Source organism: Rhodanobacter sp. G1 (genome assembly GCF_055397855.1).
The window spans coordinates 1,920,338-1,943,415 of record NZ_AP039674.1; the positions used below are offsets into that span (position 1 = coordinate 1,920,338).

Consider the following 23,078-nt stretch of genomic DNA (forward strand, 5'->3'; position numbering starts at 1 on the left):
GCATGAACTTCTGGCTCACCCTGATCGCCTACGAAGCGGTGTGGTTCACCGCCGTGATCGGCGCCGGCCACGGGCAGTGGTGGCCCGGCGTGCTGGGCACGCTGGCCTTCGCGGCCTGGCGGCTGATGGTGTCGAGACATCGTCGCGTCGAATGGCGGTTGCTGGCGGTCGCGCTGGTGCTCGGCCTGGTGCTGGAAAACCTGTGGGTGCACGGCGGCCTGGTGGCCTACGCCGCGCCGTGGCCGTGGGCGGAATCGCCCGCGTGGCTGATGTGTTTGTGGCTGGCCTTTGCGCTGACCATCGTGCCGTTGTTCGGCTACCTGCATACGCGACCCGCGCTGGCCGCGGTGTTCGGCGCAGTCGGCGGCCCGCTGGCCTATCTTGGCGCAGCGCGCGGCTGGCATGCGGTGACGATGCCTTCGCCGCTGTGGCCGGCGCTGCTGGCCCTGGCGGCGGGCTGGGCCATCGCGCTCCCCTTGCTCACCACGCTGGCGCGCGGCTGGCTGCAGGCCGACGTGGCACGGGGCACGCCATGAACGCGTGGCTGATCCTGTTGCTGGTGTGGGCGCTGGCGGCGCTGATGATGGCGCTGGGTTGGCGCTGGCAGCGGCGGTACAGCAATACCGGCATCGTGGACGCGCTGTGGGCTGCGGGGCTGGGCGGCGCGGCGGTGCTGCTGGCCGTGCTTGGTTGCGGCGCGGCGGCGCCGCGACTGGCGCTCGGCGTGCTGGGCGGGCTGTGGGGTTCGCGGCTGGCGCTACACCTGTGGCGACGCGTGCGGCACGAACCGGAGGATGGCCGCTATCGCGCGCTGCGCGAGCATTGGCATGGCGATCAGGGCAAGCTGTTCGCGTTCTTCCAGTTCCAGGCCGTGCTGGTTCCCTTGTTCGCCCTGCCCTTCGTGGCCGTGGCAACGAATGCCGCGACCTCGCCGTGGCTGGCGGCAGGCGTGGCGATCTGGATCGCCGGCGTGCTCGGCGAAGCCGTCGCCGACGCCCAGCTCGCGCGCTTTCGCGCCGATCCGCGGCAACGCGGCCACACCTGCCGCCACGGCCTGTGGCGCCATTCGCGCCACCCGAACTACTTCTTCGAATGGTTGCACTGGTTCGCCTACGTCGCGATGGCCGCCGGCTCGCCGCTGGCGTGGCTGGCATGGAGCGGGCCGTTGCTGATGTTCCTGTTCCTGCGCTTCATCAGCGGCATCCCGTTCACCGAGGCGCAGGCACTGCGCACGCGCGGCGAGGACTATCGCGCCTACCAGCGCAGCACGCCGATGCTTTTTCCGTGGTTCCCGAAACGCTCGCTCGACCTGAGGATCGATGGATGAATACCGCTGCCCTGGACACCGCAGAGCTTTCCCGCGAACGCGCCGCGCCCGGCATGCTCGGCCTGGCCGAGCGCGGCCTGCTGCCCGACGCGCTGGTTCGCCTCGGCATCCGCCAGATGTGCGCCGAGCGCCTGCGCGAGGAGCGCGCCGGCGGACTCTCCGCACAGGCCGCGCGACAGGCGCAGCTGATCGACACGCTCAGGCGCAGCCCGCTGGCCATCGAGACGGCGGCGGCCAATGCGCAGCACTACGAATTGCCGCCGGCGTTTTTCCAGCGTTGCCTGGGCGCGCGCCTGAAGTATTCGTGCTGCCATTACCCGCGCGGCGATGAAACCCTGGCCGAGGCCGAGGAGGCGATGCTGGCGCTGTACGGCCAGCGCGCGGAACTGGCCGACGGCATGGACATCCTGGAGCTGGGCTGCGGCTGGGGTTCGCTCACGCTGTGGATGGCCGAGCGCTACCCCAACGCGCGCATCACCGCGGTGTCCAACTCGCACGGCCAGCGGCAGCACATCGAGGCGCAATGCCGCGCGCGCGATCTGTCGAACGTGCAGGTGCTGACCCGCGACGTGAACACGCTGACCCTGATGCCGGGGCAGTTCGACCGCTGCGTGTCGGTGGAGATGTTCGAGCACGTGCGCAACTATCAGTTGCTGATGCAGCGCATCGCCTGGTGGCTGCGGCCTGACGGCAAGCTGTTCGTGCACATCTTCGCGCACCGCGGCCTGGCGTATCCGTTTGAGACGGCGGGCGCGGAGAACTGGATGGGCCGGCATTTCTTCACCGGCGGCCTGATGCCGGCTGCCGACACCCTGCTGCATTTCCAGCAGTCGCTTTCCATCGAGCAGCGCTGGTCGGTGGACGGCACGCATTACTCGAAGACCGCCAACCACTGGCTGCAGCGCCAGGACAGCCAGCGCGAGGCGGTGATGGCCGTGCTGCGCGAGGCCTACGGCGAGCATGCCGCGCTGTGGTTCCAGCGCTGGCGCATGTTCTGGATGGCCTGCGCCGAACTGTTCGGCTACGCCGGCGGCCAGGAGTGGCTAGTGGCGCACTACCGCTTCGTGCGGCCGTGATGTCGGGCAGGAAACACGCCATGCGAACCCTCCGCACGTTCTGGCTCGGGCTGGCCTTGTTCGGTACAGCCGCCGAGGCTGGCACGCTGCCGCCGATCCGTCCGGTGCCGCACGTGGATCTGCCACGCTTCATGGGCAAGTGGTACCTGATCGCGGCCATCCCCACCGTGTTCGAACGCGATGCGTGCAATGCGGTGGAAACCTACACGCTGCAGCCGGACGGCAACATCCTCACCACCTTCCGCTTCAACAAGCACGCCGCCGACGGGCCGCTCAAGCAGATCCGCTCCACCGGCTACGTGCGTCCCGGCACCGGCGGCGCGGTCTGGGGCGTGCAGATTTTCTGGCCGGTCAAGGCGCAGTACATCGTGGCGTGGCTCAAGCCCGACTACAGCGAGATGATCGTGGCCCGCGATGCGCGCGACTACACGTGGGTGTTCGCGCGCACGCCTGCCGTGACAGCAGCGGAGTGGGCATCACTGCGGACGCAAGTTGCAGCTTTGGGCTACAACACATCAAGACTCCGCAAGATCCCCCAGTCATGGCCGTCCGTGCCAGGGGCGCATCCTACGCGCGATAACGCACCCTAGTCGCCCTGCCCCAAGGTCTGCATGCAGCATGCACCTGCATGCTTAGACATCCGTTCCACCACGGTTGATCCATATCAACCGCCGCGTTGCACCCGCCGCGAGAATGCTCGCCACACGGTCGATGTCGCCGGCTCGGCGGCGGGATGGCGAGGCATGGCGACATATACCTTCAACGCGGCATTTTCCAGCGCCGACACCGGCGCGACGTCTGGCGACGACGATGCCGCAACGGGGAAGGCAAGCTCCCCGCTGGCGCCCGCGCAACTGGAGCGCGTCCACCGCTACTGGATGGCGGCCAACTACCTGTGCGTGGGCCAGATCTACCTGCAGGACAACGCGCTGCTGCGCGAGCCGCTGCGCGTGGAGCACATCAAGCCGCGCCTGCTCGGCCACTGGGGCACCTCGGCCGGGCAGAATTTCATCTACGCGCACCTCAACCGCCTGATCGCCGAGCACGGGCAGGAGGCGCTGTTCATCTCCGGCCCCGGCCATGGCGGCCCCACGATGAACGCCTGCGCCTGGCTGGAAGGCAGCTACGGCGCGGTGCATCCCGACATTACCCGCGACGCCGAAGGCATGCTGCGCTTCTTCCGCCAGTTCTCGACGCCGGGCGGCGTGCCCAGCCACTGCGGGCCGCACACGCCCAACTCCATGCACGAGGGCGGCGAGCTGGGCTACGCGCTGGCGCACGCCTTCGGCGCGGCGTTCGACAACCCCGGCCTGCTCGTGGCCTGCGTGGTTGGCGACGGCGAGGCGGAGACCTGCCCGCTGGAAGGCAGCTGGAAGAGCGCGCAGTTCCTCGACCCGCGGCGCGACGGCGCGGTGCTGCCGATCCTGCACCTCAACGGCTACAAGATCTCCGCGCCCACGGTGCTGGCGCGCACCCCGGACGAGATGCTGCTGGAACGGTTCCGCGGCCACGGCTACGCGCCGGTGATCGTCGCCGGCGACGACCTGCCCGGCATGCACCAGCGCTTCGCCGCCGCGCTCGACCAATGCCACGCCGCGATCCGCGGCATCCAGGCGCGCGCCCGCGGCGAAGGCCTGCGCGAGCCGCCGCGCTGGCCGATGATCATCCTGCGTTCGCCCAAGGGCTGGACCGGGCCGAAGGAAGTGGACGGCCTGCCGGTCGAGGGTACCTTCCGCGCGCACCAGGTGCCGCTGGCGAACGTGCGCGAGAACCCCGCGCACCTGGCGATCCTGGAGGCGTGGCTGCGCAGCTACGCGCCGGAGTCGCTGTTCGACGCCAACGGCGCGCCGGCCGCGGACATCGACGCGCTTAACCCGCCTACCCGCCTGCAACTGGGCGCCTCGCCGCACGCCAACGGCGGCCGCAGCCTGGTCAGCCTGGATCTGCCCGAGTTCGGCAACTACGCGCTGGAGGTGCCCGGCCCCGGCCAGGTGGTGGCCGAGGCGCCGCGCAAGCTGGGCGAATACCTGCGCGACGTGATGCGCCGCAACCCCGCCAACTTCCGCGTGTTCGGCCCCGACGAGACCAACTCCAACCGCCTCAACGCGGTGTTCGACGCCAGCGACCGCCACGCCTTCGGCCCCGCGCTCGCCGTCGACGAGCACTACTCCGCCGACGGCCGGGTGATGGAAGTGCTCAGCGAGCACCTCTGCGAAGGCTGGCTGGAAGGCTACCTGCTCACCGGCCGGCACGGCATGTGGTCCACCTACGAGGCGTTCGCGCAGGTGGTCGACTCGATGGTGACGCAGCACGCCAAGTGGCTGCAGCAGTGCCGCGAGTTCGCGTGGCGGCGGCCGCTCGCCTCGCTCAACATCCTGCTGTCCAGCCACGCCTGGCGCAACGACCACAACGGTTTCAGCCACCAGTCCACCGGCTTCGTGGACAACGTGATGCAGCGGCGCGCCGACGTGGTGCGCGTGTACTACCCGCCCGACGCCAACTGCCTGCTCAACGTGTTCGACCACTGCCTGCGCAGCCGCGACTACGTCAACGTGGTGACCTGCGGCAAGCAGCCCGAATTCCAGTGGCTCAGCTTCGAGCAGGCGCTTGAGCACTGCTCGCGCGGCGCCTCGGCCTGGGCCTTCGCCGGCAACGAGGGCGACGGCGAGCCGGACGTGGTGCTCGCCTGCGCCGGCGACGTGCCCACCGTCGAGACGGTCGCCGCCGCCTGGCTGCTGCGCCGGCACGTGCCCGGCCTGCGCCTGCGCGTGGTCAACGTGGTCGACCTCGGCGTGCTGGCCGACCCCGACGCGCGCCCGCACGGGATGGATCACGCCTCGTTCGAGGCGCTGTTCACGCGCACGGCACCGGTGGTGTTCGCCTTCCACGGCTCGACCTGGCTGATCCACTCGCTGGTGCACGGCCGCGCCAACGAGGCGCGCTTCCACGTGCGCGGCTTCTCCGACCGCGGCACCACCACCACGCCGTTCGACATGGTGGTGCTGAACGGCATGAGCCGCTTCCACCTGGCGATCGAGGCGCTGAAGCACGCGACGCGGCTGCATCCCGCCGCGGACGGCGCCGTCGAACTGTTCCAGCGCAAGCTGCACGAGCACCACGACTACATCCGCGCGCACTTCGAGGACCTGCCCGAGATCCGCCACTGGCGCTGGACTGACGACGGTTCCCAATCCGACGCGCCGCCGCCGCTGGCCAAGGGCCAGCCGCACGGCCAGCTGTTCACGGACGCCTAGCCGCGCCGCCTTTCCGGCGCCGCCGACGCCGGCACACCAGATCCTGCGGAGAAGCCTTGCCTCATGAGCACGCCGACGACGACCACCACAGCACCACCCGCCGGCAACCATCGCCCGCGCCGCCTGGGCATCGACACCGGCCCCGAGCACGTCGCCTACCTCCACGAGCATTCGCCGGTCTGCCGCAGCGAGGGCTTCGGCACGCATTCGCGGCTGGAACTGCGCCTGGGCGAGCGGCGCATGCTGGCCACGCTGAACATCACGCGCGGCGGCCTGCTGGCGATGGACGAAGTGGGCCTGTCCGAATCCGCCTGGCGCTTCCTGCAGCCGCAGGAACGCGACCGCGTGGCGCTGGCCCACCCGCCCAGCGTCGACTCGCTGGCCGGCGTGCGCGCCAAGCTGTTCGGCAAGGCGCTCGACGACGCGGCGATGCACGCCATCGTCGGCGACATCGTGGCCCACCGCTATTCCAACATCGAGCTGGCCGCCTTCATCGCCGCCGGCTGCGCCGACCGCCTGGCGGTGGACGAGGTGGTCGCGCTGACCCGCGCCATGGTCGACACCGGCGACCGCCTGCGCTGGAAGCAGCCGCTGGTCGTCGACAAGCACTGCATCGGCGGCCTGGCGGGCAACCGCACCACGCCTATCGTGGTGGCCATCGCCACGGCGCAGGGGCTGCTCATGCCGAAGACCTCCTCGCGCGCGATCACCTCGCCCGCCGGCACCGCCGACACCGTGGCCACGCTGGCGCCGGTCGAGCTGGACGAGCGCGCGATGCGCCGCGTGGTGGAATGCACCGGCGGCTGCATGGTGTGGGGCGGCGCCATGAACATGGCGCCGGCCGACGACATCCTGATCCGCGTGGAGCGCGCGCTGGACATCGACAGCAGCGGCCAGATGGTGGCCTCGGTGCTGTCGAAGAAGATCGCCGCCGGTTCCACCCACGTGGTCATCGACATGCCGACCGGCCCCACCGCGAAGGTGCGCGACGCCGCCGAGGCACAGGCGCTGGCCGCACTGCTGGCCCAGGTGGCCGACGCCTTCGGCCTGCGCCTGCGCATCCTGTCCAGCGACGGCCGCCAGCCGGTCGGCCGCGGCATCGGCCCGGCGCTGGAGGCGCACGACGTGCTGGCCGTGCTGCGCAACCAGCCCGGCGCGCCCGCCGACCTGCGCGAACGCGCGCTCGACGTCGCCGCGGCGGTGCTCGAACTCGGCGGCGCGGCGGCGGCCGGCGACGCCCGCCGCGTGGCGGCGGACTGCCTGGCCTCGGGCCGCGCCTGGGCGCAGTTCCAGGCGATCTGCGAAGCCCAGGGCGGCCTGCGCACGCCGGGCACGGCGGCCTACCGGCAGCCGGTGCCGGCGCCGCGCGCGGGCGTCGTCGCCAACATCGACAACCGCGAGCTCTCGCGCGCGGCCAAGCTGGCCGGCGCGCCGTCGTCGCCGCTGGCCGGGCTGACCCTGGAGGCGCACCTCGGCGACCGCGTCGCGGCGGGCCAGCCGCTGTTCGTGCTGCACGCGGAAAGCCCCGGCGAGCTGGCCTACGCGAGCGAATACGTGGCCCGGCATCCGGGCATCGTCACCGTGGAGGATTCGCCATGAGCACGACCATGAGCACGTTCTACGCCATGCCCGGCAACATGGCGTTCGCCCGGCAACTGGCGCGCGCCGGCGGCCGGGAATGCGCCGCCGTGCAGGTGCACCCGTTCCCGGACGGCGAGACGATGGTGCGCATCGAACCGGTGCCGGCGGCGCCCGAGGCCATCGTCGTCTGCACGCTCGACCACCCCGACGCCAAGGTGGTGCCGCTGCTGATGGCGGCGGCCACGCTGCGCGAACTGGGCGCCAGCAGGGTGGGCCTGGTCGCGCCCTACCTGGCCTACATGCGCCAGGATCAGCGCTTCGAGCCGGGCCAGGCGGTCTCCGCGCGGATCTTCGCCAAGCTGCTCAGCGGCGCCTTCGACTGGCTGGTCACGGTCGATCCGCACCTGCACCGCATCCACCGGATGTCCGAGGTCTACACGCTGGAGGCGCGCGTGGTGCACGCCGCGCCGAGCATCGCGGCCTGGATCGCCGCCAACGTCGAGCAGCCGCTGATCGTCGGCCCCGACGGCGAGAGCGCGCAGTGGGTGGGCGACGTGGCGCGCCGGCTCGGCGCGCCCTTCGTGGTCGCCACCAAGGAGCGCTACGGCGACCGCGACGTGCGCATCCAGCTTCCCGGCATCGCGCAGTGGAAGGCGCACACGCCGGTGCTGGTGGACGACATCATCTCCAGCGGCCGCACCATGGTCGAGAACCTCAAGGCATTGACCGCGCAGATGGCGCGCAAACCCGTCTGCATCGGCGTGCACGGCATTTTCGCGCAGGACGCGATGGATCGGCTGCACGCCGCCGGCGCCGACCGCATCGTCGCCTGCACCACCATTCCCGGCAGCCACGCGCAGATCGACATCGCCGCCGAGGTGGCCGCGGCGGCGTACGCGCTGTGCGGCGACGCCGCCTCCCACACCCGCCAGCCACAGGACACCAAGCCATGAACCCACGCATCGCATACAGCTGCCACGGCGCCGCCAAGCAGGTCACCGGCTCCTGCCACCTGGTCGACTGCAACGGCCGGCGCGTGCTGGTCGACTGCGGCATGTTCCAGGGCGGCCGCGAGCAGGAGCGCGCCAACCACGAGCCGTTCGGCTTCGACCCCGCCGGCATCGACGCGCTGCTGCTGACCCACGCGCACCTGGATCACTGCGGCCGCATCCCGAAGCTGGTGCGCGAGGGCTTCAAGGGCCGCATCTTCGCCACCGGCGCCACCCGCGACCTGGCCCGCATCGTGATGCTCGACGCGGCCAGCCTGCAGGAAGAGGACGCGCGCCACAGCCAGCGCCATGGGCGGCGCGGCGACGAGCCGGCCTCCGAGCCGCTGTACACGCTGGACGACGCGCTGCACGCGATGGATTTCTTCGCCGACCCGGTGCCCTACGGCGAGGACGTCGCGGTGACCGACGGCATCCGCGCGCGCTTCCTGGACGCCGGCCACATCCTCGGCTCCGCCTCGATCCTGCTCACGCTCGACGACGGCGCGCAGCAGCGCAGCATGGTGTTCTCCGGCGACCTCGGCGACCCGGGGCGGCCGATCCTGCGCTCGCCCGCCCCCGCGCCGGCGGCGGACTACGCGGTGATCGAGACCACCTACGGCAACCGCCTGCACCGCTCGCTGCCCGACTCGGTGGACGAACTCCACCGCGCCGTGCGCGAGACCGTGGCGCGCGGCGGCAACGTGGTCATCCCCACCTTCGCGCTGGAGCGCGCGCAGGAAGTGCTTTACTACCTGCACCAGGGCGTACGCGACGGCAAGCTTCCGCCAGGCATCCAGGTCTTCCTCGATTCGCCGATGGCGATCTCGGCCACGGAGATCTTCCGCCGCCACCCCGAGTGCTTCGGCGACGCCTTCCGCCAGGAACTGCAACAAGGCGACCCGTTCGCCCTGCCGCACCTGCGCTTCACCCGCGACGCCAGCGAGTCGATGGCGATCAACACCATCGAGAGCGGCGCGGTGATCCTGGCCGGCTCGGGCATGTGCACCGGCGGCCGCGTGCGCCACCACCTCAAGCACAACCTGTGGCGCGAGAAGAGCAGCATCGTCTTCGTCGGCTACGCGGCCGAGGGCACCCTGGCCCGCCGCATCGTGGACGGCGCGCCAACGGTGAAGATCTTCGGCGAGGAGATCCGCGTGCGTGCGCAGGTGTGGACCATCAACGGCTTCTCGGCCCACGCCGACCAGGCGAACCTGCTGGCGTGGCTGGGCACCTCGCCGCGCCGCAAGGTGTTGCTGGTGCACGGCGAATACGAAGCCGGCATGCGCGCCATGGCTGAAAAGCTGGATGCGCTCGGCATCGCCAACCAGATGCCAGGCATGGGCGAGCCGATCCTGATCGGCTGAGGCGGAACGCAGCGGCCGCCGGATGCGGGGCCGCGGCACGCCCTCAGCGCGGAATGACGAGGGTGAGAAACAGCCCGGCGGCGGACAGGCCCATCACGTCGAAGGTGAGCCACACCAGGGAGCGCGACAACGCGCCCCCGCGGTAAGTGCCGAGGATGCCGGCATCGGCGTTGATCCTGCCGAGCAGAAAGCAGCGCCAGCCACTTCAGCACCCGGGCGTGCTCGCACACAGAGCCCGTTTACAGGAAGGCCTGATCCCCTCGGCAGGCACGACGTTCCGTCAGGCATCCGTCTCCAGCGCAGCCGTCGCGCACACGGATCGCACGACCGGCACCGGTTTGGCGATGCGGCCGCCGCGCAGCGTCGCCACCTCGTCCACCAGCGCGGACAGCTGGCCCAGCCGGTGCGTGATCAGCAGCACGCTGCGCCCCGCCATCGCCTCGTCCAGCGCGCGGTAGAGGCGGGCCGCCGTGCCGGCGTCCAGGCCTTCCAGCGGCTCGTCCAGGATCAGGATCGGCGCGTCCGCCAGCAGCGCGCGGGCGATGGCGATGCGGCGGGCCTCGCCGCCGGAGACGCGCACGCCGTTCTCGCCCACCCAGGTGTCCAGGCCCCGCGGCAGGCCGGCCACGTAGTCGTCCAGCTGCGCGCGCCGGATCGCCTGCGCGAGCTGCGCGTCGCTGGCGTCGGGCCGCGCCAGCCGCAGGTTGTCGCGCAGGCTGGCGTCGAACAGGTAGGGCTGCTGGTCGACCAGCGCGATGCGCGCGCGCAGCTCGTCGCCCCGCCAGGCGTCCAGCGGCACGCCGCCCAGCGTGGCCGTGCCGGTGCAGGGATACAGCCGCAGCAGCGCGCCCGCCAGGCTGCTCTTGCCGGAGCCGGAGGCGCCGACCAGGGCCAGCCGCCGCCCCTGCGGAAGATCGAGGTCGACGCCGTCCAGCACCCACGGGCCTGCCGCGCCGTAGCGCAGCCGCAGCCCGCGCACCATCAGGTCGTAGCCGTGCGCGGGCGGCGTCGGCGCCGCGGGTTCGGCCACCGCGGGCGGCGTGTCGGCCAGCGCGAACACGCGGCGCGCCGAGGCGAGCGTGGCGCCCCACTGCGCCCAGGCTTCCGGCAGCGGCGCCAGCGCGTCGAACGCGGCCATCGCCAGCAGCGCCAGCATGGTCAGGTCGGGCGGCGCCAGCGTGCCCCGCTGCAGCGCCGGCAGGCCGCACGCGAGGGCGGCGATCACGGCGAACTGCGCGGCGAGCGCCACGCCCGCGCTGCCCGCGGCCTGCAGGCCATCGATGCGCCGGCGTGCCCGCCGCAGCCGCGCCGCCACGGCTTCGACCTGCGCGGCATGCGCCGCCTCGGCGCCGTACAGGGCCAGCTCGGCCCGCCCGCGCAGGCCGTCGACGGCCAGCACGCGCAGGCTCTCCATGCACGCCACCGCCTCGGCGCCCGGCGCGCGGCCATGGCGCAGCGTCCAGCGCGGCAGCAGCAGGCCGCCCGTGGCCATCAGCGCGGCCAGCGGCAGCAGCAGCGCCGGCAGCTGGCACAGCACCACCACCAGCACCACCAGCGAGGTCGACGCCGCCACCGCCAGCGGCAGCAGCGCGCCGAGGTAGGCGTGTTCCAGCGCGTCCACGTCCGCACGCAGGCGCGAGAACAGCTCGGCGCTGCGCACGCCGCCCAGCCCCGCCGGCGCCAGCGGCACCAGGCGCGCAAACAGCCACGTGCGCAGGCGCGCCAGCACGCGCAGCGTGCCCTCGTGGGTCGCCAGGCGCTCGGCGTAGCGGCCGCCGGTGCGCAGTATCGCGAACAGCCGGATCAGCGCCGCCGGCGTGTAGTAGTTGATCGCGGCCCCGCTGGCGCCGGCCAGCGCCATCGCCGTGATGAAATGCCCCGCCACCGCCAGCAGGGCGATGCCGGCCAGCGTGCTGGCCAGCGCCAGCGCCGTCCCCGCCAGCAGCCAGCGGCGATCCTCGCCGCGCAGCAGGCCGAACAGCCGGCGCACCACGGCGGCATCGGAGTCTGCGGCGGCGCGCGGCGTCCTCATGCAGCGCGATCCTCCGCCAGCAGGCGGGCGAACAGGCCGCTCGCGGCGCGCAGTGCGGCGGCGCTGCCCTGCTCCGCGATGCGCCCATCCGCCAGCACCGCCACCTGCTCGCCGTCGGCGATCGCGCCCAGCCGGTGGGTGACGCGGATCACCGTGCGACCTTCGCCAAAGCGCGCCAGCGCGGCGTCGATGTCGACCGCGGTCGCCTCGTCCAGGTGCTGCGTCGGTTCGTCCAGCAGCAGCAGCGGCGCGTTGCGCAGCCATGCGCGGGCCAGCGCCAGGCGCTGGCACTCGCCGCCGGACAGGCCGTGGCCGCGCTCGCCCAGCGGCGTGTCCAGCCCCTGCGGCAGGCGCGCAACCACCGGCGCGAGCACGGCGGCGTGGATGGCGCGGCGCAGCGCGAGCGGATCCGCGTCCGGCGCGGCGATCAGCAGGTTGTCGCGCAGTGTGCCGTGGAACACGTGCGCGCGCTGCGGCACCCAGGCGACGTGCCGGCGCCATGCCGCGAGATCCAGCCCGGCCAGGTCGCGCCCGTTGACGAGGATCCGCCCCGACTGCGGCACCTCGAAGCCCATCAGCAGCGCCAGCAGCGTGCTCTTGCCGCCGCCGCTGGCGCCCACCACGTTCAGCCGGGCACCGGCGGCCACGGCGAGGTCGAGGCCGTGCAGCACGCGGCGCCCGTCGCCGTAGCCGAACGCGACGTGCTCACAGGCCAGCGCCACGCTGGCGACGGACACGAACGAAGGCGATGGACGGCTGGACGTCCGAACCGTTTCCTTCTCCGCCCCGGGCGCCGCCAGCAGCGCGGCCAGGTCTTCCGCCGCCGCCGCGGCCTCCATGCGCCGGTGCCGCTGCGTGCCGAGCGCGCGCAGCGGCAGGAAGAACTCCGGCGCCAGCAGCAGCACGAACAGCCCCGGCTCGAAGGCCAGCCTGCCCCCCAGCAGCCGGAAGCCGATCAGCACCGCCAGCACGGCGATGCTCACCGTGGCGAAGAATTCCAGCACCAGCGCGGAGAGGAAGGCCACGCGCAGCACCGCCATCGTCTCGCGCCGGTATGCCTCGCCGGTGGCGGCCAGCACCGCCTGCTCGCGCACGGCGGCGCGGTACAGGCGCAGCGTGGTCAGTCCGTTCAGGGCGTCCATGAAGCGCGCGCCCATCCGACGCAGGCGCGTCCAGCGGCGCTGGCTGGCCTGCTCGGCGGCGCGTCCCACCAGCACCATGAACACCGGGATCAGCGGCGCGGTCGCCACCAGCACCAAGGCCGACCACGGATCGGCCGGCAGCACCGCCAGCAGCACGATCGCGGGCACCGCCACGGCGAACGCCGTCTGCGGCAGGTAGCCCGCGTAGTACGGCACCAGCGCATCGACGCCGTCGACCAGCCGGGTGGCCAGGTCGCCGCTGGCCTGCTGCGCGGCCCAGCGCGGGCCGAGTTCGCGCAGCCGCGCGTCCAGCGCCTGTCGCACCGCGTCGGCGACCCGCGCCCCGGCCTCGAAGGTGGCGCGCCGCTGCCACAGCACCAGCGCGAAGCGCGCCAGGGCCAGCAGCGCCAGCGCAAGCAGCCAAGGCCACGCCGCGCGCCAGCCGCGGCCATGGAAGATCGCGCCGGCCAGCACGTGCGCCAGCAGCCACGCGCCCAGGCACGTCAGCAGCGCCTGCGTGGCGCCCGCGCAGACGCCGGCGGCGAGCAGGCGCCGCACGGGACGGGCCTGCTCGCGCAGCCAGGCGTTCGCGGCGGATGCCATGCGCGCGTGCCCTTGGCTCAGCGCGTGTTGACGGGAGCCGGCAACGCCTCGGCCTTGCGCCGCGCGTGCTCGTCCTGGGTGTCGAGCAGCACGCCGCCCGCGGCGGCGATCAGCACGATCATCGCGGTGCCGATCAGCCACGCGAAGTACCACGCGCCCAGGTCGCCCAGCAGAACCGCCAGTACGATCATCGCGACCGCCAGCAGCATGAATACGACGAATTGCAGGAAGGTTTTCATGGCATGTCCTCAGTAGGCCTGCCCTCAATAAGGCGGCACTCAATAAGCCGGCACTCAGTAAGCATGTTCATCGGCGACCACGTCCTCGGCGCGCACCTTGCCGCGCATCACGTAGAAGGCCCAGCTCGTGTACCACAGGATCAAGGGCACGAAGGCCGCCGCGAAGCCGGCCATCCACGCTAGGGTGTGCTGGCTGGAGCTGGCGTTCCACACGGTCAGGCTTTGCGCCGGCACGCTGCTCGACGGCAGCAGGAACGGGAACAGCGCCACGCCGGCGGTGCCGACCACGCCCAGCCAGGCCAACGCGCCCAGCCACCAGGCCAGGTGCGAGCGGCGAGCGCCGGCGGCGGCGAGGCCCAGCAGCATGCCGGCGAAGCCCAGCAGCGGCACCAGCCACAGCAGCGGCTGCGCGTGGAAGTTGGCCAGCCAGGCGCCGGGGGCCAACGCCACCTGCTGCTGCAGCGGCGTCTGCGCAATGCCGGCACCGGGGCCGGCGACCCGCACGTAGCCGTCCATGCCGTGCACCCAGAAGCCGCCCACCGCGAACAGCACGATGGCGAGCAGCGCGCCGATCCGCGCCAGCGTGCGGGCACGCTCGTAGATCGCGTCGGTGGCGCCGTTCATCACCGTGGCCGCGCCCATGAACACCGACAGCGCCGCCGACAGCAGCCCGCACAGGATCGCGAACGGATTGAGCAGGCCGAGGAAGGAGCCGGTGTAGGTCGAGGTGAGGTTCCAGCTGAAGTGGAACGGCACGCCCATGAACAGGTTGCCGATCGCCGCGCCGAACACCACCATCGGCACCAGGCCGCTGACGAACAGCGCCCAGTCCCAGGCGTTGCGCCAGCCGGCCGAGGGCAGCTTGCTGCGGTACTCGAAGCCGACCGGGCGCAGGATCATGCTCCACAAGAGCAGCAGCATCACCACGTAGAAGCCGGAGAACGCGGTGGCGTAGATCAGCGGGAACGCGGCGAACACCGCGCCGCCGCCCAGGATGAACCACACCTGGTTGCCGTCCCAGTGCGGGCCGATGATGTTGAGCGCCACGCGGCGCTCGGCGTCGGTGCGGCCCACGTAGCGCAGGATGGTGCCCACGCCCATGTCCATGCCCACCATCGCGGCCAGGCCGGTCAGCAGCACGCCGAGCAGCAGCCACCAGGTCACTTGAAGTGCAGCGTACAGTTCCATCGTTCAGCCCTCCGCGTAGCCGGCCGGAAGCGCGGCTTGCAATGAATCGTCAGGGGATGCGGCGCCGTGGCCGTCGTCGGGGCCGCGGCGGATCGTGCGCACCATCAGGTACATCTCGATGACGATGAGCACCGTGTACAGCGCCACGAAGCCGACCAGCGAGAAAAGCATGTAGCCCGTGCCGTGCGTGGAGGCGGACATCCAGGTCGGCAGCACGCCGTACACCGTCCACGGCTGGCGGCCCAGCTCGGCGACTACCCAGCCGGCCTCGTTGGCCAGGAACGGCACCGGGATCATCCACACCGCGAGCTTCAGGAACCAGCGCTTGCGCTCCACCCGGTTGCGCATCGTGTAGATCACCGCGAGCACGAAGTAGGCCAGCATCGCCAACCCCAGCACCACCATCGCGCGGAACGACCAGAACACCGGCGCCACCTGCGGGATCGCGTCGCGCGCGGCGTCGGCGACCTGCGCGTCGGTCGCCTTGGTCACGTCCGGCGCGTAGCGCTGCAGCAGGAAGCCGTAGCCCAGATCCTTCTCGTGCGCCTGGAACTGCGCAAGCGCACCGGCGTCGTCCGGCTTGGCGGACAAGGTCTGCAGCGCGGCCACCGCAGGGATGCCGTCGCGGATGCGCGTGGTGGCCTGCTGCTCCAGCTGGTCGATGCCCGGCACGGCGCCGGTCAGCGAGTGGGTGACCAACAGCGACAGCACGTAGGGCACCTGGATCGCGCCGTGGTTGGCCTGCTCCTGCTGCGACGGGAACGCAATCAGGTTGAACGGCATCGGCGCGGGCTCGGTCTTCCACAGGCCCTCCATCGCCGCCAGCTTGGTCGGCTGCGCCTGGCCGCCCACGAAGCCGAGCGCGTCGCCCAGCGTGATCACGCCCGCGGTGGCCAGCACGCCGAACAGCACCGCCATGCGGAACGAGCGCCGCGCCAGCTCGGTGTGGCGATTCTTCAACAGATACCACGCGCTCACGCCCGCCACGAACACCGCCGCGGTGACGTAGCCGGCGATGCTGGTGTGCACGAACTTGGCCTGCGCGTCGGGGCTGAAGATCAGGTCGGTGAAGCTGGTCAGCTCCATGCGCATCGTGGCGGGGTTGAAATGCGCCCCGTGCGGCATCTGCATGAAACTGTTGGCGATCAGGATCCACAGCGCCGACAGGTTGGAGCCCAGCGCCACCAGGTAGGTCACCGCCAGGTGCTGGCCGGGCCGCAGGCGATCCCAGCCGAACGCCATCAGGCCCACGAAGGTGGACTCCATGAAGAAGGCCATCAGCCCTTCGATCGCCAGCGGCGCGCCGAAGATGTCGCCGACGAAGCTGGAGTAGAACGACCAGTTCGTGCCGAACTCGAACTCCATGGTGAGGCCGGTGGCCACGCCCAGCGCGAAGTTGATCAGGAACAGCTTGCCCCAGAACTGCACGATCCTCTTGTAGATCTCCTTGCCGGTGGTGACGTAGACCGTCTCCATCGCGGCGAGCAGGAACGAGAGGCCCAGCGTGAGCGGGACGAACAGGTAGTGGTAGAGCGCGGTGAGCGCGAACTGCAGGCGGGACAGGTCGACGACGTGGAGATCGTGCATGGCATGGCGTCCTTACGGGAGATGGGCACAGGCCCAACGCCCGGCCATTGTTCGCATCCCGTCACGGTGTTTGTTGATGATGATCAAGTCGACCGCTGATCTCCAGTCGGCGGCGCCGTGCTGCGCGGTCTTGCCGCAGCCGCGCGCTGCGGCGCGGCGTCGCACCCCGGGCCGGCGGCTGGCCGCAGGTGATCCATATCAACTGGCCGCGTGGGGCGCCGCCAACAATCGCCGCCGACATCCCCCACGAGGACCCGCACCATGAAAGCCGCACTTCCGTTGTTGATCGCCGCCGCGCTCGCCGCCGCCTCGGTATCCACCGCCCGCGCCGACGACGGCAACTGGGTCGTCCGCTTCGGCGCGCACGTGGTCGATCCTGCCTCCGACAACGGCCACCTCGCCGGCATGAAGGCCAGCATCGGCAGCAGCACCCGGCCCACCGGCAGCATCGAATACCTGTTCACCCCGAACTGGGGCGTCGAGGCGCTGGCCGCGCTGCCGTTCGAGCACGAGGTGAAGCTCGACGGCCAGAAGGCCGCGCGCACCAAGCAGCTGCCGCCGGTGATCGGCGTGAACTACCACTTCATGCCGGATGCCCAGGTGTCGCCGTTCGTCGGCGCCGGCCTCAACTACACCGACTTCTTCGACACCAAGGGCCGCGGCCTGCTGCAGGGCGCCCAGGTGAAGATCGACGACAGCTGGGGCGCCGCCGCGCACGCCGGCGTCGACGTGAGGCTGTCGCCGCGCTGGCTGTTCACCGCGGACGTGCGCTGGATCGACATCCGCGGCGACGTGCACGTCAATGGCGCCAACGCGGGCACCGCCAAGGTCGATCCCTGGGTGTACGGCCTGAGCTTCGGCTACCGCTTCTGACGCGGCCACGCCGCCGCTTCCGCATGGCCATGCGGCCATGCCCGTTCCGGGGCGCCGCGCGCACGGGCATGCCCGCCGCGTGGCGTCCCGCTTTTTTTGCCCCCCCTCCCTTGGCAGCCGCCGTTCGGGCCATCGCTGCGCGATGTCGAAAATCGACCCTGGCGATTTTTTGCCGCGCACGGCCCCGTGCATGCCCGCGTGGCGCCTAACCTTCCGGATCCCCCGATGGCCGATTCCTACGACGACCTGCAGCAGAGCTACGGCCGCTGCCTGCGCGACAAGCGCTTCATCGAGCGCTTCTACGAAACCTTCCTGGCCAGCCACCCGTCGATTCCCCCGATGTTCGAGCACACGGACATGTTCCGGCAGCAATTGGCGCTGCGCCGCGGCATCAGCGTGGCGATCCTGCACGCGGCCGGCAGCGCGCTGGCCCGGCGCACGATCGAGCAGATGGCCGAGGTGCACGGCGTCGGCGGTCGTGCCCCGGTACCGCCGCAGCTGTACCCCTACTGGCTGGACAGCCTGATCAAGGTGATCGCCGCCACCGACCCGGAAGCGAACGTGGCCCTGCTGCTGCGCTGGCGCCAGGCCATGGCGGTGGTCATCCGCACCTTCATCGGCCGCTACGACGCCGACGCCACGGGTTGATCCCGGTCAACTGCCGCGCCCGGACGGCCACCCAGAATGCCGTCGTCTCCCCACGGGAATGGCCATGACCCGCGATGCTTCCGCCGCCGGCGCCGCCGGCACGGCTCCCGCACTGCCCGCACCGCCGCCTGCGCCACGCGATCCGGACAGCCTCGTGCACGCCGCCGAGGGCCGCCTCACGCTGGGGCTGTCGCCCACCGCGATGGGACTGGCCTGCCTGGACTGGTACGCGCACCTGGCGAACGCGCCGTTCCGCCGCCTGGCCCTGCTCGACGCCGCGCGGCGGCAGGCGGGGCGCTGGGCGCAGGCCTGCGCCGGGCGGCAAGTGATCGAGGCGGCGCCGCACGACCACCGCTTCGACGATCCCGCGTGGAGGCAGCCGCCCTTCGACGCGCTGTACCAGGGCTTCCTGCTGCTGGAGGAATGGTGGGGCCAGGCCACCGCGCCCGTGGCCGGCGTCGATCCGCACAACGCGCGGATCGTCGCGTTCGCCGCGCGGCAGTGGCTGGACATGCTCTCGCCGTCCAACTTCGCGTGGCTCAATCCGCAGGTCATCGCCGCCACCATGCAGCAGTCCGGCGGCAACTTCGTCGAGGGCGCCAGGCTCTTCCTCGGCGACCTGCAGCAGGCGCTGAACGGCGGGCCGCCGGCCGACGCGCCGCTGCAGGTGGGACGCGACCTGGCCATCACGCCGGGCAAGGTGGTGCTGCGCAACGAACTGATCGAGCTGATCCAGTACGCGCCCAGCACCGGCGCGGTGCGGCCCGAGCCGGTGCTGGTCGTGCCCGCGTGGATCATGAAGTACTACATCCTCGACCTGTCGCCGCACGACTCGCTGATCCGCTACCTGGTGGGCCGCGGCTACACTGTGTTCGCGATCTCCTGGCGCAACCCGGACGCCGCGCTGCGCGACACCGCGTTCGACGACTACCGCACGCTCGGCCCGATGGCCGCGCTGGACGCGATCCAGGCGATCACCGGCGCCGCGAAGGTGCATGGCTGCGGCTACTGCCTGGGCGGCACCCTGCTCAGCGTCGCCGCCGCGGCGATGGCGCGCGACGGCGACCCGCGCCTGACCAGCCTCAGCCTGTTCGCCGCGCAGACCGACTTCACCGAGGCGGGCGAGCTGCAGTTGTTCGTCAGCGCCGACCAGCTCGCCTTCCTCGACGACGTGATGGCCAGCCAGGGCTACCTCGACAGCCGGCAGATGGCGGGCACCTTCCAGATGCTGCGCTCGAACGACCTGGTCTGGTCGCGCCTGATCGACAACTACCTGCTCGGCCGCCCCGAGGCCACCGGCGACCTGATGGCCTGGAACGCCGACGGCACCCGCATGCCGGCGCGCATGCACGCGGAGTACCTGCGCTGGATGTACCTGGAGAACCGGCTGGCCGAAGGCCGCTTCATGGTCGGCGGCCATCCCGTCTCGGTGGCCGACATCGCGGCGCCGCTGTTCGTGGTCGGTACCGAGTCCGACCACGTCGCGCCGTGGCGTTCGGTATACAAGATCCACCTGCTCAACGCGGGCGAGATCAGCTTCGTGCTGACCTCGGGCGGGCACAACGCGGGCATCGTCAGCGAGCCGGGGCACCCGCACCGGCACTTCCGCCTGGCGGAGCGTGCCGCCGGCGGCCACTACCTCGGGCCGGACGAATGGATGGCGCGGACGCCCGCGCAGGACGGCTCGTGGTGGCTACTCTGGGCGGACTGGCTGGATCGGCGCAGCGGCGCGGCCGTCGCGCCGCCGCCGCTCGGCAACGCGAAGCAAGGCTATCCCGCGCTGATGGACGCGCCGGGCAGCTACGTGCTGGAACACTGAGGGATCGCCGCATCATGACCGCCATGCCTTTCGCCGCCGCGCCGGCATACATCGAGAACCGCACCTTCGACGAGATCGCCATCGGCGACAGTGCCGGCCTCGAGCGCACGCTGGAACAGCGCGACATCGAGCTGTTCGCCGCGGTGTCCGGCGACGTCAACCCGGCGCACATGGATCCCGAGTACGCGCGCAGCGACCTGTTCCACCACGTGGTCGCGCACGGCATGTGGGGCGCCGCGCTGATCTCCGCCGTGCTGGGCACCGAACTGCCGGGGCCGGGCACGATCTACCTGGCACAGCAGCTGCGCTTCCTCGCGCCGGTCGCGCTGGGCGACACGATCACCGTCACCGTCACCGCGCGGGAGAAGAACCCGGCCAGGCAGCGCATCGCGTTCGACTGCCGCTGCAGCAACCAGCACGGCGTGGACGTGATCCTCGGCAGCGCCGAGGTGCAGGCACCCACCGAGAAGATCCGCCGCCCGCGCGCCGAGCTGCCGGGTGTGCGCGTGGCCGACCACGCGCGCTTCCACGCCCTGCTGGCGCGCACGGCGGGCGGCGCCGCCATGCCCACCGCGGTCGTCCATCCCTGCGACGAGGCCTCGGTCGCCGCCGCGGCCGAAGCCGCGCAGGCGGGGCTGATCGTGCCGATCCTGGTCGGCCCCGCGGCGAAGATCCGCGCCGCCGCGCAGCGCGCCGGCATCGACATCGCACGCTTCCGTCTGGTCGACGCGCCGCACAGCCACGCCGCCGCGGCGCAGGCGGTGGCGCTGGTGCGCGGCGGCGAGGCCGGCCTGCTGATGAAAGGCTCGCTGCACACCGACGAGCTGATGCACGCGGTGGTCGCCGCCGACAGCGGCCTGCGCACCGCGCGCCGGCTCAGCCACGTCTACCTGATGGGCGTGCCCGGCTACGCGCGGCCGCTGCTGATCACCGACGCGGCGGTCAACATCGCGCCGACGCTGGAGGAGAAGCGCGACATCGCGCAGAACGCGATCGACCTGGCGCGCATCCTCGGCAACGCGGCGCCGCGCGTGGCGGTGCTCTCGGCGGTGGAGACGGTCAATCCCGCGATCGCCTCGACGCTGGATGCGGCCGCGCTGTGCAAGATGGCCGAACGCGGCCAGATCAGCGGCGGCATCGTCGACGGCCCGCTGGCCTTCGACAACGCGGTCAGTGCGGACGCCGCGCGCGAGAAAGGCATCGTCTCGCCGGTGGCCGGCGCGGCCGACATCCTGCTGGTGCCGGACCTGGAATCGGGCAACATGCTGGCCAAGGAACTCAGCTTCCTCGCCGGCGCGGACGCCGCCGGCGTGGTGATGGGCGCGCGCGTGCCGATCGTGCTGACCAGCCGCGCCGACACGCCGCGCGCGCGCATCGCCTCCTGCGCGGTGGCGGTGCTGGTGGCGCGGGCGCAGGCGGCGGCCGTCGTGCCCGCGGCGGCGGAGGGCTGAGCGATGCCGCAGGCCGTGCTCACCCTCAACGCGGGATCGTCCAGCATCAAGTTCGCGCTGTACGAGGTCGGCGACGGCGCGCCGCGGCAACTGCTCTCGCACGGCCAGGTCGAGAACATCGGCGACGCGACCGTCGCGCCGCACTTCGTCGCGCAGGCACCCGATGGCGGCACCCTGGCCGAAAGGCGCTGGCCGGGCGGCGCGGCACTGGATCACGAAGCCCTGCTGACGCCCCTGCTCGACTGGATCACCGCGCACCTGGGGCAAGAGGCGCTGGCCGCGGTCGGCCACCGCATCGTGCATGGCGGCGCCGCCTACGACCGCCCGGTGCGCCTCGACGACACGGTGCTGGCCGCGCTGGAAAAGCTGGTGCCGCTGGCGCCGCTGCACCAGCCGCACAACCTCGCCGCCGTGCGCGCGGTGGCGCGCCTGCGTCCCGGCCTGCCGCAGGTGGCCTGCTTCGATACCGCCTTCCACCACGGCATGCCCGCCACCGCGACGCGGCTGGCGTTGCCGCGCGCGTACGAGGCCGAGGGCGTGCGCCGCTACGGCTTCCACGGGCTCTCCTACGAGTACATCGCCGGCCGCCTGCGCGTGCAGGCGCCGGCGCTGGCCGCCGGCCGGGTGATCGCCGCGCACCTGGGCAACGGCGCCAGCCTGTGCGCGATGCGCGACGGCCGCAGCGTCGATACCACCATGGGCTTCACCGCGCTGGACGGCCTGGTGATGGGCACGCGCTGCGGCACGCTGGATCCCGGCGTGGTGCTCTACCTGCAGCAGGCGCACGGCCTGTCCGCCGCCGCGGTGGAGCACCTGCTTTACCACGACAGCGGCCTGCTCGGCGTGTCCGGCCTCAGCGGCGACATGCGCGCGCTGCTGGCCAGCGGCGAGGTGCGCGCGAAGGAAGCGGTCGAGCTGTTCGTGTTCCGCATCGCACGCGAGGCCGGCGCGGTGGCCTCCAGCCTCGGCGGCCTCGACGGCCTGGTGTTCGCCGCCGGCATCGGCGAGCACGCCGCGCCGGTGCGCGCCGCAGTGTGCGCGCGGCTGGCCTGGCTCGGCATCGAATGCGACGAGGCGGCCAACGCTCGCCACGCGCCCGTCATCAGCACGCCGCGCAGCCGCGTCGAGGTGCGCATCGTGCCCACCGACGAGGAGGCGATGATCGCGGCGCACACCACGCGACTGCTGCAGGCCGCGCCCACGTCTTCACCCCGGGCGGCGCTGGGATGAGCCACGCCCCCACCAGGCGGCATCGCGCCGCAGGAGACCTGGCATGAGCAACTTGCCGTTCGACTTCAACCTGCCCTTCGCGGCGTTCGCGCCTTTCGCGCCGTCCACCCTGCTCGCGCCGCCCGCGCAGCGCTGGCTGGACATGTTCACCGGCAGCCTCCCGGAAAGCGCGGGCGCCGCCGCGGAGTGGCCGCTGGCGCTCTGCCGGAACCTGTTCGCGGGGCTGCCGGATCCGTTCAAGGGCGCGCCGCGGGATGACGGTGCGCCGGCATGGCCGGCCGGCTGGGCGGATGCCTGCTCGCGCGCCGCGGCCGCGATGGCGGAAGCGCAGGCGGACGCCACCCTGCAGCAGGCGGAACTGTGCCGGTCATGGCTGCAGGCGCAGCCGCCCGGCGACGCCGTGGACGCGCCCGCGCGCCTCGCCTGGCTGCGCCAGCGCACCGCGCAGGATCTGGCGCAATACCGCGGCATCGTGGACGAGTACCTCGACGCCTGGTTCGCCGCCGCGGGCATCGTCGCCGACGCCTTGCCGGCGGCGCCGGCCGGCGCCACGCCCGACACCGTCGCCGGCAAGCCGGCGCCAGCGTCGTCCCGCACGCCGAACAAGCGGCATTGAGTCGGCGCATGGAGGTCGGCGGCCACACGATGCCCGGCACGTGTCGGGCACCGCCGACG

The 23,078-nt window shown here is 72.1% G+C and carries 19 protein-coding genes; 14 read left to right on the forward strand and 5 right to left on the reverse strand.

What is annotated here, in order from left to right:
• The first annotated feature begins 2 nt into the window (after positions 1–2).
• The 8 genes from ACZ5Z2_RS08645 (at position 3) to ACZ5Z2_RS08680 (ending at position 9,591) form a co-directional block, all read left to right on the forward strand.
• On the forward strand, positions 3–536 hold the full coding sequence (locus tag ACZ5Z2_RS08645; RefSeq protein ID WP_464761546.1) for a DUF2878 domain-containing protein: 534 nt from the start codon (positions 3–5) through the stop codon (positions 534–536).
• Entirely contained in the window at positions 533–1,327 is a 795-nt protein-coding gene (locus ACZ5Z2_RS08650) for a DUF1295 domain-containing protein (RefSeq protein ID WP_464761547.1), read from the forward strand. Before ACZ5Z2_RS08645 ends, ACZ5Z2_RS08650 begins: the two co-directional genes overlap by 4 nt.
• A 53-nt stretch (positions 1,328–1,380) precedes the next feature.
• Positions 1,381–2,403 carry an SAM-dependent methyltransferase gene (locus tag ACZ5Z2_RS08655; protein WP_464761684.1) on the forward strand — a complete coding sequence of 341 codons (1,023 nt, stop codon included), beginning with the start codon at positions 1,381–1,383 and terminating at the stop codon, positions 2,401–2,403.
• 20 nt (positions 2,404–2,423) lie between these two features.
• Positions 2,424–2,993, forward strand: a complete 570-nt coding sequence (locus tag ACZ5Z2_RS08660) for a lipocalin family protein (RefSeq protein WP_464761548.1) — start codon at positions 2,424–2,426, stop codon at positions 2,991–2,993.
• A gap of 153 nt (positions 2,994–3,146) precedes the next feature.
• The gene (locus ACZ5Z2_RS08665; protein ID WP_464761549.1) at positions 3,147–5,657 is read left to right on the forward strand and encodes a phosphoketolase family protein; all 2,511 of its coding nucleotides are present in this window, start codon (positions 3,147–3,149) and stop codon (positions 5,655–5,657) included.
• 63 nt (positions 5,658–5,720) lie between these two features.
• Positions 5,721–7,256, forward strand: a complete 1,536-nt coding sequence (locus ACZ5Z2_RS08670; protein WP_464761550.1) for a thymidine phosphorylase family protein — start codon at positions 5,721–5,723, stop codon at positions 7,254–7,256.
• Complete coding sequence (locus ACZ5Z2_RS08675; protein ID WP_464761551.1) at positions 7,253–8,191, forward strand: ribose-phosphate pyrophosphokinase; 939 nt, start codon at positions 7,253–7,255, stop codon at positions 8,189–8,191. The genes ACZ5Z2_RS08670 and ACZ5Z2_RS08675 overlap by 4 nt, the downstream gene beginning before the upstream one ends.
• Complete coding sequence (locus ACZ5Z2_RS08680) at positions 8,188–9,591, forward strand: MBL fold metallo-hydrolase RNA specificity domain-containing protein (protein WP_464761552.1); 1,404 nt, start codon at positions 8,188–8,190, stop codon at positions 9,589–9,591. The genes ACZ5Z2_RS08675 and ACZ5Z2_RS08680 overlap by 4 nt, the downstream gene beginning before the upstream one ends.
• A 280-nt stretch (positions 9,592–9,871) precedes the next feature.
• Here the strand turns inward: ACZ5Z2_RS08680 and cydC are convergent, their stop codons facing one another.
• From cydC to ACZ5Z2_RS08705, 5 genes are read right to left on the reverse strand one after another with little or no spacing between them, the layout of a single operon-like run.
• A complete protein-coding gene (gene cydC / locus ACZ5Z2_RS08685; protein ID WP_464761553.1) occupies positions 9,872–11,623 on the reverse strand; it encodes a thiol reductant ABC exporter subunit CydC in 1,752 nt (583 codons plus the stop codon).
• The gene (cydD, locus tag ACZ5Z2_RS08690; protein WP_464761554.1) at positions 11,620–13,368 is read right to left on the reverse strand and encodes a thiol reductant ABC exporter subunit CydD; all 1,749 of its coding nucleotides are present in this window, start codon (positions 13,366–13,368) and stop codon (positions 11,620–11,622) included. The genes cydC and cydD overlap by 4 nt, the downstream gene beginning before the upstream one ends.
• 17 nt (positions 13,369–13,385) lie before the next feature.
• Entirely contained in the window at positions 13,386–13,607 is a 222-nt protein-coding gene (locus ACZ5Z2_RS08695) for a hypothetical protein (protein ID WP_464761555.1), read from the reverse strand.
• Between the two features lie 54 nt (positions 13,608–13,661).
• Complete coding sequence (gene cydB, locus ACZ5Z2_RS08700; protein ID WP_464761556.1) at positions 13,662–14,795, reverse strand: cytochrome d ubiquinol oxidase subunit II; 1,134 nt, start codon at positions 14,793–14,795, stop codon at positions 13,662–13,664.
• 3 nt (positions 14,796–14,798) lie between these two features.
• Complete coding sequence (locus ACZ5Z2_RS08705; RefSeq protein WP_464761557.1) at positions 14,799–16,382, reverse strand: cytochrome ubiquinol oxidase subunit I; 1,584 nt, start codon at positions 16,380–16,382, stop codon at positions 14,799–14,801.
• A gap of 261 nt (positions 16,383–16,643) precedes the next feature.
• Here ACZ5Z2_RS08705 and ACZ5Z2_RS08710 point away from each other — a divergent pair, with 261 nt between their 5' ends.
• The 6 genes from ACZ5Z2_RS08710 (at position 16,644) to ACZ5Z2_RS08735 (ending at position 23,019) form a co-directional block, all read left to right on the forward strand.
• Entirely contained in the window at positions 16,644–17,255 is a 612-nt protein-coding gene (locus tag ACZ5Z2_RS08710; protein ID WP_464761558.1) for an OmpW/AlkL family protein, read from the forward strand.
• Between the two features lie 225 nt (positions 17,256–17,480).
• Positions 17,481–17,903, forward strand: a complete 423-nt coding sequence (locus tag ACZ5Z2_RS08715; RefSeq protein ID WP_464761559.1) for a globin family protein — start codon at positions 17,481–17,483, stop codon at positions 17,901–17,903.
• 64 nt (positions 17,904–17,967) lie between these two features.
• On the forward strand, positions 17,968–19,722 hold the full coding sequence (locus tag ACZ5Z2_RS08720) for a PHA/PHB synthase family protein (RefSeq protein WP_464761560.1): 1,755 nt from the start codon (positions 17,968–17,970) through the stop codon (positions 19,720–19,722).
• A 14-nt stretch (positions 19,723–19,736) separates the two neighbouring features.
• Positions 19,737–21,173 (forward strand): bifunctional enoyl-CoA hydratase/phosphate acetyltransferase, encoded by a 1,437-nt coding sequence (locus tag ACZ5Z2_RS08725; RefSeq protein WP_464761561.1) that lies wholly within the window; start codon positions 19,737–19,739, stop codon positions 21,171–21,173.
• Between the two features lie 3 nt (positions 21,174–21,176).
• Entirely contained in the window at positions 21,177–22,403 is a 1,227-nt protein-coding gene (locus ACZ5Z2_RS08730) for an acetate/propionate family kinase (protein ID WP_464761562.1), read from the forward strand.
• A 43-nt stretch (positions 22,404–22,446) separates the two neighbouring features.
• Positions 22,447–23,019: a hypothetical protein gene (locus ACZ5Z2_RS08735; protein WP_464761563.1), complete on the forward strand. Its 573-nt coding sequence runs from the start codon at positions 22,447–22,449 to the stop codon at positions 23,017–23,019.
• The last annotated feature ends 59 nt before the right edge of the window (positions 23,020–23,078 follow it).